The sequence below is a fragment of the Pseudomonas parafulva genome, assembly GCF_002021815.1.
GTDB lineage: Bacteria > Pseudomonadota > Gammaproteobacteria > Pseudomonadales > Pseudomonadaceae > Aquipseudomonas > Aquipseudomonas parafulva_B.
The window spans coordinates 4,224,836-4,236,175 of the sequence record NZ_CP019952.1 but is presented as its reverse complement, the minus strand read 5'-3'; the positions used below and the strand labels follow the sequence as shown (position 1 = coordinate 4,236,175).

The following is an 11,340-nucleotide window of genomic DNA, read 5'->3' as shown; positions in this document are numbered from 1 at the left end:
CGGGTGATGCTTGAAGCTATGCGGGGAATAAGTGCCCGTCGCCGGCCCATGAGGCCCGTCAGTCGGACGTGCACGCCTGGCCTACAACACAATGACCAGTTCTGACGTTTCAGGCAGGTTGCCCGCATGCACGGTGCTTGAACATGTGCATGGAGCCTTGAGCAAGCTGCTCAAGTTTGAAGCGACCACTGCCATCGCCCGGTGGTTAACCGGGCAGGGCAGAAGCTTTGCGATGAACGTCTGTATTAGTACAGACGAACGGCGCGGCGCTGTTCGCGCTGAACTTTCTTGGCGTGACGTTTGACAGCGGCAGCTGCCTTACGCTTACGCTCTGCGGTCGGCTTCTCGTAAAACTCGCGGCTACGAACTTCAGCCAGTACACCGGCTTTTTCGCAGGAGCGCTTGAAACGACGCAGAGCTACGTCGAAGGGTTCGTTCTCTTTAACTTTGACGGCTGGCATCCAGGGCTACCTTAATTCATTACCGGGGTAGACGCGCTCCTGGCAAAACAAAGGTGTGCTGGAGAACGTCGGTTTTCAAGGGTTGCGGATGTTAACCCTTAGCAAGCCGGAATGCAAAGCCTCTGATCGAAAACCGCTGGTCGGCACCTTGCACGGGGACTATCATGCGCGCCTTCGAATTCAGCCCCCACAAGGGACGAGCCCATGCTAGTACTGGGATTGGAAACATCCTGCGACGAAACCGGCGTCGCATTATACGACAGTGAACGGGGCCTGCTGGCCGATGCGCTGTTCAGTCAGATCGATCTGCACCGCGTGTTTGGCGGCGTGGTGCCCGAACTCGCGTCGCGCGACCACGTCAAGCGCATGCTGCCGCTGATTCGCCAAGTGCTGGACGAAGCGGGTTGCGTGGCCACCGAAATCGACGCCATCGCGTATACAGCAGGCCCCGGGCTGGTCGGCGCACTCCTGGTCGGTGCCTCCTGCGCCCAGGCCCTGGCCTTTGCCTGGGACATCCCGGCCATCGGTGTACACCACATGGAAGGCCACTTGCTGGCGCCCATGCTGGAAGAAAACCCGCCGGCGTTTCCGTTCGTTGCCTTGTTGGTTTCCGGCGGTCATACCCAGCTGGTACGCGTCGATGGCATTGGTCAGTACGAATTGCTGGGCGAGAGCCTGGACGATGCGGCCGGCGAGGCGTTCGACAAGACCGCCAAGCTCATCGGCCTGAACTACCCTGGTGGGCCGGAAATTGCCCGGCTTGCCGAGCGCGGCACACCGGGCCGGTTTGTGTTCCCTCGGCCGATGACCGATCGGCCAGGCCTGGCAATGAGCTTCAGTGGCCTGAAAACCTTCGCCCTCAATACCTGGCAGCAGTGCCGGGAGGCTGGTGACGACAACGAACAAACCCGTTGCGACGTGTCCCTGGCGTTCCAGCAGGCGGTGGTAGAGACTTTGACCATCAAGTGCAAGCGGGCACTCAAGCAGACGGGCCTCAAGCGGTTGGTCATTGCCGGGGGGGTCAGCGCCAACAAGGCCCTGCGCGCTTCGCTGGAAGACATGCTCGGCAACCTCAAGGGCAATGTCTATTACGCCCGTCCGCAGTTCTGCACCGACAATGGGGCCATGATCGCCTATGCCGGTTGCCAGCGGCTGCTGGCGGGGCAGCAGCAAGACCTGGCGATCAGCGTGCAGGCGCGTTGGCCGATGGAGCAGTTGCCGCCTCTGTAGGGGTCAGAAGTGCCGCTCGCGGCCTGCAAACAGGTCACGCAGGTTACTGCGATGGCGCCATACGATCAGGACGGTCAGTACCGTCATCGGCAGCAGGGCCTCGGGCTGGCGCCAGGCCAGCAATGGCAGGGTCAGCGGTGTAGCGATCAGCGCAGCCAGGGAGCTGGTACGGGTGAGGTACAGGGTCAGCACCCAGGCAACGATGGCCAGCAACGCGGCAGGCAAGTACAGGCCGACCAGCATGCCAGCCGCGGTCGCCACGCCCTTGCCACCGCGAAAGCGAAAGTACACGGGGAACAGGTGGCCCAGCACTGCACAGATACCGATCCAGGCCTGCGCGTGCAGGTCCAGCCCGGCAAGGCGGGCGAGCATTACCGGCAACAGCCCCTTGCACAGGTCGCCAAGCAGGGTCAGGATCGCCATCTTGCGCCCTGCCAGGCGCAGCATGTTGGTAGCGCCGGCATTGCCCGAACCACTGCAACGCGGGTCCGGGCTGCCCGCAAGGCGGCTCAGGACAATGGCGAAGGACAGCGAGCCGAGCAGGTAGGCGAGCAGCGCCAGTAACCAAAACATGCTAACTATTCCGGGCGAGGACGCCCTGATTCTAACGGCGCCAGTCGCCCTTGTCGTGCTGTGGAGAGAAGTGCTTGGACAGAGTGTTCATCGAAGGCCTGGAAGTCGATACCGTGATCGGTGCCTATGACTGGGAGCGGGATATTCGCCAGTGCCTGCGTCTTGACCTGAGCTTCGCCTGGGATAACAGGCCTGCGGCCGCAGGCGACGACCTCGCCCTGGCGCTCGATTACGCGAGCGTTTCGACGCGCATCCAGGGGTTTGCCGAGCAGGCACGCTTCGAGTTGGTCGAAACCTTCGCCGAGCGCTTGGTTGCCGTGTTGATGGACGAGTTCGGCATCCCCTGGGTGCGCTTGAAGCTCACCAAGCCGGGCGCAGTGCCGGCAGCGCGCGGTGGTGTTGGCGTGGAGATCGAGCGCGGATGTCTCTGAGCACGGTATACCTGGGCCTTGGCAGCAACGTCGATCGGCATACCCACCTGTGTGCCGGTCTCGATGCGCTGGCGGCCATTCTGACCGACATGCGTTGCTCGCCCGCGTTCGAAAGCCAGGCGGTGGGCATCAAGAGCGGGCCGTTCATCAATTTTGTGGTGACCGGACAGACGACGCTACCGTTGATCGAACTGGACCGGCGGCTGAAATTCATCGAGGCCGACAATGGCCGGTATGCCCCTGATCGACTCGGCCTGCCGCTGGATATCGACGTGCTGATGTATGACGACCTGCATGGCACTTTCGACGGGCTGGTGCTGCCCCGGGCTGAGATTCTGAAAAATGCCTTCGTGCTGTGGCCGTTGTCGCTACTGGCGCCTGATCTGGTGCACCCGGGTGTAGGCAAAACCATGGCGCAGGTGTGGCAAGAGTCGCAGATCGATCAGGTCCTGGCGCCCGTCGCCTTCGAGTGGCGCGGGTTGCAACTGACGCCTGCCTGAGGCTCATACCGTCGTACACAATGCCCAGCATGCCGGCCATCAGCTGCTGCTGGGGTTGTCGCGCAGGTCGAGCGCGAGCTGCGCGACATTGTAGCTAGCTGCCCTTGTAGGCATCGAGCGTCTGCAAGCGCTCATTTTTCAAGGCCTCACCCAGCGCCTGGCCGGTGAAACCAGCCTGAACCAGCGGCTTTACATCCACGGCCCGGGCAGCGGCCATAGCCCCTTGCAGGTAGTCTGCCTGCCGGTAGTCTGTCTGTCCGTTGCCCTGCGCGATCGCTCGACAGGCTGCTAGAAAGTCCTCGAAACGCTGCGGCCTGCGGTAAACGTCGAACGTTTGCAACAGATCCAACAGCGTCTGGGCAGGCAGCTCTAAGGCCTTGTTGGCCTGCTCCAGGCACTGGCTGGTCAGCATCGACAGATCCTGGCACTCCCGCGGGGTCTTCAGGCGCTGATTGAGCGCCTTGATCGACGCGGTTGGTAAAGGATGCAGCAGACAGGCCCAGCGTACGGGCAACGCAAGCTGATGCCGGGCTGCCTGTTCCAGTGCGACCAGGGTCTGGGGATGAGGCTCCAGTTCCGGCAGCAGCACGTGCAGGGCATTGCATGCTCGCAGGACTTCGAAGAACACCTTGGGGTGCGCCTCCATCAATGCCCGCTCGATTTCCTTCCAGGTGCGTTCTGCCGTTAACGCCAGCAGTTCACCCGAAGCGCTGATGTGCTGCATCAAGCCCAGCGTGTCGTCGGCCACTTTGAAGCCCAACGGCGCATAACGCGCTGCAAAACGAGCGACGCGCAGCACACGCAGTGGATCTTCGGCAAACGCGGGCGAAACGTGGCGAAGCAGGCGCCGATCAAGGTCGGCCTTGCCCTGATAAGGGTCGTAGAGGGTGCCGTCCGCGTCCTCCGCCATCGCGTTAATGGTCAGGTCGCGGCGTATCAGGTCTTGCTCGAGCGTGACGTCCGGGCTTGCGTGAAAGGTGAACCCGCCGTAGCCCCTGCCGCTCTTTCGCTCGGTACGGGCCAACGCATATTCCTGGCCGGTCTTGGGATGCAGAAACACCGGAAAGTCTGCGCCAACCGGGCGGAACCCTTTGGCAAGCATGTCTTCAACCGTGGCGCCTACCACGAGCCAGTCGATATCGGTGACCGGGCGGCCGAGTAGGCGGTCGCGTACTGCGCCCCCCACTTTGTAAATGTGCATAAGTAACTCCCCCTGATTGCCGACAGCATAACCTGCCGACCGCCAGGGGGCGCATCACAGGTGGTGAATGACCGCCATGTCCAGGCGCCCGTAGTCAGAACCTTCGCCGTGCTCGCCACGAGGGGGCATGTGATGGGTTTTCATCACCTGGTCGCCTTGCACGGTTTCCAGGTGAATATCGAACCCCCACAACCGATGCAGGTGCTTGAGTACCTCTTCGGTCGAATCCCCCAAGGGCTTGCGGTTGTGTTGCTGGTGCCGAAGCGTCAGCGACCGATCTCCGCGACGATCGACGCTCCATATCTGAACGTTCGGCTCGCGATTGCCGAGGTTATATTGGGCGGCCAATTGTTCGCGGATGGTGCGATAGCCTGCATCGTCGTGGATGGCAGGCACGTACAGTTCGTCCCGCTGGTCATCGTCCAGGATGCTGAACAGTTTCAGATCACGCATCACCTTGGGCGATAAGTATTGAAGGATGAAGCTTTCGTCCTTGAAGCTGCTCATGGCGAACTTGAGGGTTGAAAGCCAATCGCTGCCGGCAATGTCCGGAAACCAGTGGCGATCTTCCTCGGTGGGTGCCTCACACATGCGCCGAATGTCGGTATACATGGCAAAGCCCAACGCGTAAGGGTTGATGCCGTTGTAATAGGGGCTATCGAAACCAGGCTGGAAGACCACGCTGGTATGGGACTGAAGGAACTCCATCATGAAGCCTTCGGTGATCAGCCCCTCGTCATACAGATCGTTCATCAGCGTGTAGTGCCAGAAGGTCGCCCAGCCTTCGTTCATCACCTGTGTCTGGCGCTGTGGATAGAAATACTGGGCGATCTTGCGCACGATCCGCACCACCTCGCGCTGCCAGGGTTCGAGTAGCGGTGCGTTCTTCTCGATGAAGTAGAGGATGTTTTCCTGAGGTTCGGCGGGGAAGCGCACGTCGTCCCGTTCACTGGTCTTGTCGGCACTTTTGGGAATGGTGCGCCACAGGTCGTTGATCTGCCGTTGGAGGTGTTCCTCCCGATCCTTCTGCCGGCGACGCTCTTCTTCGGCAGAAATGGGATAGGGGCGCTTGTAGCGGTCCACCCCGTAATTCATCAGGGCGTGGCAAGAGTCGATGAGGTCTTCCACCGCATCGATCCCGTGACGCTCCTCGCACTGGGCGATGTACTGCTTGGCAAAGACCAGGTAATCGATGATCGAGCTGGCATCGGTCCAGGTGCGGAACAGGTAGTTGCCCTTGAAGAAACTGTTGTGCCCATAGCACGCATGAGCGATCACTAGGGCCTGCATGCACATGGTGTTCTCTTCCATGAGATAAGCGATGCAGGGGTCGGAGTTGATAACGATTTCGTAAGCAAGCCCCATTTGCCCGCGGCTGTAGGATTTCTCGGTACTGAGGAATTGCTTGCCGTAGGACCAGTGGTGATAACCCAGCGGCATGCCGACCGAAGCGTAGGCGTCCATCATCTGCTCGGCGGTGATTACCTCGATCTGATTGGGGTAGGTGTCCAAGGCGTAACGTTCGGCCAGGCGGCCGATTTCCCGGTCATAGGTTCGGATCAGGTCGAACGTCCACTCTGAGCCGGTGGAGATGGGCTGGCGTCTCTGTGCTCTGGCGGTCATGTGGCTAACCTGCGCTGGAAGAGTTCACGGAAGACCGGGTAGATATCGCCGGCCGATACCAATTGCTGTTGCGCGAACGTATCGGGGAAGGCATCGCCGATACGTTCGTACTCGTACCAGAGCGCCTGATGTTCACGTGGGGTGATTTCCACGTAAGTGTAGTACTGAACGTGCGGCATGATCTGCCGGGTGAGGATGTCGCGGCAGATCGGTGAGTCGTCGTTCCAGTTATCGCCATCCGACGCCTGGGCCGCGTAGATGTTCCAGTCACTTGCTGGGTAGCGTTCGGCCATGATTTCCTGCATCAGCTTCAAGGCACTGGAGACGATGGTGCCGCCGGTTTCGCGACTGTAGAAGAACTCTTCTTCATCCACCTCGCGCGCGCTGGTGTGGTGCCGTATGAACACGACTTCGATCCGGTCGTAGTTACGCTTGAGGAACAAATACAGCAGGATGAAGAAGCGCTTGGCGATGTCCTTGGTGGCCTGGGTCATCGAGCCCGAAACGTCCATCAGGCAGAACATGACAGCCTTGGAACTGGGGTTCGGTTGCTTCACCAGCAGGTTGTATTTGAGGTCGAAGGTGTCGAGGAAGGGCAGCCGATTGATACGCGCCTTCAACCGCTCGATCTCCTGCTCGGTTTCCTGGATGTCCGTAAAGTTGTCAGGCTCCTCGACGCGCAGGCGGGCAAGCTCTTTCTGGGCTTCGCGAAGCAGGGCGCGGCTACTGCCGGTCAATGCGATGCGCCGAGCATGGGCCGAGCGCAGTGTGCGTACGATATTGATACGTGACGGGTTGCCCTCGCTTGCGATACCGGCGCGCACGTTCTTGAACGTGTCTGCACCCGTCAGGTGACGCTTGACCAGGTTGGGCAACTCCAGGTCCTCGAACATGAACTCCAGGAACTCCTCCTGGGTGATCTGGAAAACGAAGTCGTCCATGCCGTCACCGGCATTGCCGGCCTTGCCACGGCCACTGCCGCCGCCACCACCCTGCGGACGGGGGATATGCTCACCTGCGGTGAATTCCTTGTTGCCCGGGTGTACGACGGTCTGCTTGCCGCCACGGCCATGGTGCAGCACTGGCTCGTCGATATCACGGCCTGGGATGCTGATCTGCTCACCGTGCTCCATGTCCGTGATGGAGCGGCGACTAACCGCTTCTTCCACGGCCTTTTTGATGTGATCACGGTACCGGCGCAAAAAGCGCTGGCGGTTGACCGTGCTCTTGTTCTTGCCATTCAGGCGTCGGTCGATAACGTAGCTCATGGTTCCTCCTGCGGGGAGCAGCTGCAAGCCATAAGCTTCAAGCTGCAAGAAAGAGCAGCCGCCGCAGCTGCGGGCACTGGCGCCGAGGGGTGCACGGCGCCGGCCAGCGTGAAGCCTGCGGCTTGTCGCTTGCCGCTTTATTGCGATTTCCTGACCCGCAGGTACCATTCCGACAGCAGACGTACCTGCTTGTCGGTGTAGCCACGCTCCACCATGCGCGTGACGAAGTCGTTGTGTTTCTGTTGATCCTCCTTGCTGGCCTTGGCGTTGAAGCTGATGACAGGCAGCAAGTCTTCGGTGTTGGAGAACATTTTCTTCTCGATCACCACCCGCAGCTTCTCGTAGCTGAGCCAGCTTGGGTTCTTGCCGTTGTTGTTGGCCCGGGCGCGCAGCACGAAGTTGACGATCTCGTTGCGGAAGTCTTTGGGGTTGCTGATACCCGCCGGTTTCTCGATCTTCTCCAGCTCTTCGTTCAGGGCGATGCGGTTGAGAATCTCGCCGGTTTCCGGATCGCGGTACTCCTGATCCTGGATCCAGAAGTCGGCGTACAGCACATAACGGTCGAAGATGTTCTGGCCGTACTCGCTGTAGGACTCCAAGTAAGCTGTCTGGATTTCTTTGCCGATGAACTCGATGTACCGGGGGGCCAGGTATTCCTTCAGGTAGCGCAGGTAGCGTTCGCGCACCTCGGCCGGGAATTGTTCCTGTTCGATCTGCTGCTCGAGCACATACAGCAGGTGCACCGGGTTGGCCGCCACTTCGTGAGGGTCGAAGTTGAACACCTTGGACAGGATCTTGAAGGCGAAGCGGGTCGACAGGCCGTTCATACCTTCATCGACGCCTGCCGAGTCGCGGTATTCCTGGATGGACTTGGCCTTGGGGTCGGTGTCTTTGAGGTTTTCGCCGTCGTACACCCGCATCTTCGAATAGATGTTGGAGTTGTCAGGCTCCTTGAGGCGCGAGAGGACGGTGAACTGGGCCAGCATTTTCAGCGTGTCCGGGGCGCAATGGGCCTTGGACAGCGAGCTGTTGATCAGCAGCTTGTCGTAGATGCGGATCTCGTCGCTGACCCGCAGGCAGTAAGGCACCTTCACGATGTAGATACGGTCAATGAAAGCTTCGTTGTTCTTGTTGTTGCGGAAGGTGTGCCATTCGGACTCGTTGGAGTGCGCCAGCAGGATCCCGGAGTAGGGAATAGCGCCCAGGCCTTCGGTGCTGTTGTAGTTGCCTTCCTGGGTGGCCGTCAGCAGGGGGTGAAGCACCTTGATGGGCGCCTTGAACATCTCGACGAATTCCATCAAGCCCTGGTTGGCTCGGCAAAGCGCGCCTGAATAACTGTAGGCGTCGGCGTCGTTCTGCGGGAATTCTTCAAGCTTGCGGATATCCACCTTGCCCACGAGTGCAGAGATGTCCTGGTTGTTCTCGTCGCCAGGCTCGGTCTTGGCGATGGCAATCTGGTTGAGGATGGAGGGGTAGAGCTTGACCACCTTGAACTTGCTGATATCGCCGCCGAATTCCTGCAAGCGCTTGGTGGCCCACGGCGACATGATGGTGTTCAGGTAGCGCCGCGGGATGCCGTACTCTTCCTCGAGAATGGCCCCGTCTTCGGTGGCGTTGAACAACCCCAGCGGCGACTCGAAGACCGGCGACCCCTTGATGGCGTAGAAGGGCACCCGCTCCATGAGTTGCTTGAGCTTTTCGGCCAGGGAGGATTTACCGCCACCCACCGGGCCAAGCAGGTAAAGAATCTGCTTCTTCTCTTCCAGGCCTTGGGCGGCATGGCGGAAGTACGACACGATCTGGTCGATGCACTCTTCCATGCCATGGAAGTCGGCAAAGGCCGGATAGCGCCGGATCATCTTGTTGGAAAAGATGCGCGACAGCCTAGAGTTGGTAGAGGTGTCGATCAGCTCTGGCTCACCGATGGCCATCAACAGGCGCTCGGATGCCGATGCGTAGGCGCTACGATCCTCCTTGCACAGTTCCAGGTACTCCTGCAGCGAGAGTTCTTCTTGGCGCGTGGACTCGAAGCGTTGTTGGAAGTGGCTAAAAATACTCATGACGTCACCTCGCTCGATACGTTGAGACGACGCCGGATCAGTCAGCTGATGCTGGTATGCAAGCGGCATTGCCGGTTGCCATATACCCCCCAAACACCCTATAGCGCTACCGATGACCCGCACGCCGGTGTACCGGCTCTCCCCTTTTTCCGGATGGCCTGCGCTTAAGGATAGTTAATAATCGGCAAGGTCAAGGGCACGGGTGACGGAAGTTGCTAGCGACCGTTCGTCAGAACGGTCTCCAGCCCGCGCATGGCGCGGGCTGCAGTGACAATGAAAAATTTATTCTTCAATGCCTTGGGCGGTTTCGGCAGGATAGGTCGAGCGCCATAGCTCGAAGCCACCATCGACACTGTACACGTCGGAAAAGCCTTGTCCTACCAGGTAGGCAGCTGCGCTTTGGCTCGAATTGCCGTGGTAGCAGACGACCAGCGTCGGTGCGTCCAGGTCGGCATTGCGAATGAAGTCGGCGACCGAGTGGTTGTCCAGGTGGCGGGCACCAGTGATGTGACCTGCTGCGTAGGCCTGCGGGTCACGAATGTCGACCACGACGGCACCTTGCGCACGCAGGGCCAGGGCCTGTTCGGGAGGGATGCGCTTGAATTCGCTCATGGAGTTGGCTCTGTTCCGGGTTGATCGTTGAAGGTTGGAATTGGCGCCGCAGGGCGCAGGGTGCCGTCATCGGCACAATCGCAATGGTGGTACTGGCCGTCATCGACGTTGTACAGGGTCATGGACCCACCCCATACGCAGCCTGTGTCCAGCGCAATGACTCCGGGTTCCTCGACCTGGCCCTGCAAGGCGGCCCAGTGCCCGAAGATGATCTTCACGTGACGCGAACGCCGACCTTTGTGGGCGAACCAGGGCTTGTACCCTTTGGGGGCGCTGTCCAGCCCTTCTTTGCTCTTGAATTCAAGTTTGCCTTCTGCGGTGCAGAAGCGCATGCGCGTCAGGTAATTGGTAATGACCCTGAGGCGTTCGACACCCGCCAGACGCTTGCTCCACTTGGCGGGCTCGTTGCCGTACATACCGTCCAGATACAGCGGCAGACGGCTGTCATCGCGCAGTACTTCTTCGACTTCGGCAGCCAGCTCCAGGGCTTTGCCCAGTGTCCATTGCGGGGGAATGCCCGCGTGTACCAAGGCGATGCCGCGCGGTTCATCGTAATGCAGCAGCTTTTGCTGGCGCAGCCAGTCGAGCAGCTGGTCGGCGTCAGGGGCCTCGATGATTTCGCGCAACGTGTCGCTCTTCTTGAGACGTTCGACGTTGCGCCAGGCCGCAAGCAGGTGCAGGTCATGGTTGCCCAGCACGCAGGTGAGCGACTGGCGAATCGAATACAAATAGCGCAGCGTCTCGAGCGACTCGGGGCCACGGTTCACCAGGTCGCCGACCAGCCACAACTTGTCCACAGCCGGGTTGAAGCGCACACGTTCAAGCAGGCATTTGAGCGGCTGCAGGCATCCTTGCAAGTCACCGACGGCGTACGTGGCCATCAGTGCAGCGCCCCAGGTACTGCCAGGCGGAACGGCGCGATCTGTGCGTCGAAGCGCTTGCCGTCCTCGGCAAACATTTCGTAGCTGCCCTGCATGGTTCCAACGCGGGTGGTGATGACGGCGCCGCTGCTGTAGGTATGGCTCTGGCCTGGCTCAATCGTAGGTTGTTGACCGACCACGCCAGAGCCTTGCACCTCTTCGACCTCGCCATCACCGTTGGTGATCAGCCAGTGCCGGGACAGCAGCCTGGCCTTGAGCGAGCCATTGTTATGGATCGTGATGGTGTAGGCGAAAGCGAAACGGCTGCTTTCAGGGTCGGATTGCTCTTTGAGGTAACGGGTCACGACGCTGACGTCGATCTGATAGCGAGGGTCGGTCATGCAAGGGCCTTGGGGAACTGACGCAATGATGCAGTCTAGGCCATAGGGAGGGGCGAGGGCCAGCGGCGCGATGGCAGGCTGGCCCGGCAAGCAAGCCCCAAGCATCGGGGCGGCGATCAG

At 60.2% G+C, this 11,340-nt stretch carries 12 protein-coding genes; 3 read left to right on the top strand and 9 right to left on the bottom strand.

Annotated elements, in window-relative coordinates:
* Positions 1–245: 245 nt before the first annotated feature.
* Positions 246–461 carry a 30S ribosomal protein S21 gene (gene rpsU, locus B2J77_RS19110; protein ID WP_003255575.1) on the bottom strand — a complete coding sequence of 72 codons (216 nt, stop codon included), beginning with the start codon at positions 459–461 and terminating at the stop codon, positions 246–248.
* 204 nt (positions 462–665) lie between these two features.
* On the opposite strand from rpsU, the gene tsaD reads away from it, so the two are divergent.
* Positions 666–1,691, top strand: a complete 1,026-nt coding sequence (gene tsaD, locus B2J77_RS19105) for a tRNA (adenosine(37)-N6)-threonylcarbamoyltransferase complex transferase subunit TsaD (protein WP_058603029.1) — start codon at positions 666–668, stop codon at positions 1,689–1,691.
* 3 nt (positions 1,692–1,694) lie between these two features.
* Here tsaD and plsY read toward each other — a convergent pair whose 3' ends face one another.
* Positions 1,695–2,264, bottom strand: coding sequence for a glycerol-3-phosphate 1-O-acyltransferase PlsY (gene plsY / locus B2J77_RS19100; protein WP_058603030.1), 570 nt, complete (start codon positions 2,262–2,264; stop codon positions 1,695–1,697).
* A 74-nt stretch (positions 2,265–2,338) separates the two neighbouring features.
* Here plsY and folB point away from each other — a divergent pair, with 74 nt between their 5' ends.
* Positions 2,339–2,695, top strand: a complete 357-nt coding sequence (gene folB, locus B2J77_RS19095; protein WP_027913621.1) for a dihydroneopterin aldolase — start codon at positions 2,339–2,341, stop codon at positions 2,693–2,695.
* Positions 2,686–3,195, top strand: coding sequence for a 2-amino-4-hydroxy-6-hydroxymethyldihydropteridine diphosphokinase (gene folK, locus B2J77_RS19090; protein ID WP_058639612.1), 510 nt, complete (start codon positions 2,686–2,688; stop codon positions 3,193–3,195). Before folB ends, folK begins: the two co-directional genes overlap by 10 nt.
* Before the next feature lie 94 nt (positions 3,196–3,289).
* Here folK and B2J77_RS19085 read toward each other — a convergent pair whose 3' ends face one another.
* The 7 genes from B2J77_RS19085 to apaG form a co-directional block, all read right to left on the bottom strand.
* Complete coding sequence (locus B2J77_RS19085) at positions 3,290–4,396, bottom strand: multifunctional CCA addition/repair protein (RefSeq protein ID WP_078479219.1); 1,107 nt, start codon at positions 4,394–4,396, stop codon at positions 3,290–3,292.
* Positions 4,397–4,450: 54 nt separating this feature from the next.
* On the bottom strand, positions 4,451–6,019 hold the full coding sequence (locus tag B2J77_RS19080) for a SpoVR family protein (RefSeq protein WP_058639610.1): 1,569 nt from the start codon (positions 6,017–6,019) through the stop codon (positions 4,451–4,453).
* Positions 6,016–7,287: a YeaH/YhbH family protein gene (locus tag B2J77_RS19075; RefSeq protein ID WP_058639609.1), complete on the bottom strand. Its 1,272-nt coding sequence runs from the start codon at positions 7,285–7,287 to the stop codon at positions 6,016–6,018. The genes B2J77_RS19080 and B2J77_RS19075 overlap by 4 nt, the downstream gene beginning before the upstream one ends.
* A 137-nt stretch (positions 7,288–7,424) precedes the next feature.
* On the bottom strand, positions 7,425–9,347 hold the full coding sequence (locus B2J77_RS19070; RefSeq protein WP_058639617.1) for a PrkA family serine protein kinase: 1,923 nt from the start codon (positions 9,345–9,347) through the stop codon (positions 7,425–7,427).
* 282 nt (positions 9,348–9,629) lie between these two features.
* Positions 9,630–9,959 (bottom strand): thiosulfate sulfurtransferase GlpE, encoded by a 330-nt coding sequence (gene glpE / locus B2J77_RS19065; protein ID WP_058603036.1) that lies wholly within the window; start codon positions 9,957–9,959, stop codon positions 9,630–9,632.
* Positions 9,956–10,840, bottom strand: coding sequence for a symmetrical bis(5'-nucleosyl)-tetraphosphatase (locus B2J77_RS19060; protein ID WP_058639608.1), 885 nt, complete (start codon positions 10,838–10,840; stop codon positions 9,956–9,958). Before B2J77_RS19060 ends, glpE begins: the two co-directional genes overlap by 4 nt.
* Positions 10,840–11,220, bottom strand: a complete 381-nt coding sequence (gene apaG, locus B2J77_RS19055; protein ID WP_058603038.1) for a Co2+/Mg2+ efflux protein ApaG — start codon at positions 11,218–11,220, stop codon at positions 10,840–10,842. Before apaG ends, B2J77_RS19060 begins: the two co-directional genes overlap by 1 nt.
* Positions 11,221–11,340: the final 120 nt, after the last annotated feature.

What these genes read in the sequence shown, in the direction of transcription:
- rpsU (WP_003255575.1), bottom strand. Translation starts at nt 461, where the DNA reads ATGCCAGCCGTCAAAGTTAAAGAGAACGAACCCTTCGACGTAGCTCTG.
- tsaD (WP_058603029.1), top strand. Translation starts at nt 666, where the DNA reads ATGCTAGTACTGGGATTGGAAACATCCTGCGACGAAACCGGCGTCGCA.
- plsY (WP_058603030.1), bottom strand. Translation starts at nt 2,264, where the DNA reads ATGTTTTGGTTACTGGCGCTGCTCGCCTACCTGCTCGGCTCGCTGTCC.
- folK (WP_058639612.1), top strand. Translation starts at nt 2,686, where the DNA reads ATGTCTCTGAGCACGGTATACCTGGGCCTTGGCAGCAACGTCGATCGG.
- B2J77_RS19085 (WP_078479219.1), bottom strand. Translation starts at nt 4,396, where the DNA reads ATGCACATTTACAAAGTGGGGGGCGCAGTACGCGACCGCCTACTCGGC.
- B2J77_RS19080 (WP_058639610.1), bottom strand. Translation starts at nt 6,019, where the DNA reads ATGACCGCCAGAGCACAGAGACGCCAGCCCATCTCCACCGGCTCAGAG.
- B2J77_RS19075 (WP_058639609.1), bottom strand. Translation starts at nt 7,287, where the DNA reads ATGAGCTACGTTATCGACCGACGCCTGAATGGCAAGAACAAGAGCACG.
- B2J77_RS19070 (WP_058639617.1), bottom strand. Translation starts at nt 9,347, where the DNA reads ATGAGTATTTTTAGCCACTTCCAACAACGCTTCGAGTCCACGCGCCAA.
- glpE (WP_058603036.1), bottom strand. Translation starts at nt 9,959, where the DNA reads ATGAGCGAATTCAAGCGCATCCCTCCCGAACAGGCCCTGGCCCTGCGT.
- B2J77_RS19060 (WP_058639608.1), bottom strand. Translation starts at nt 10,840, where the DNA reads ATGGCCACGTACGCCGTCGGTGACTTGCAAGGATGCCTGCAGCCGCTC.
- apaG (WP_058603038.1), bottom strand. Translation starts at nt 11,220, where the DNA reads ATGACCGACCCTCGCTATCAGATCGACGTCAGCGTCGTGACCCGTTAC.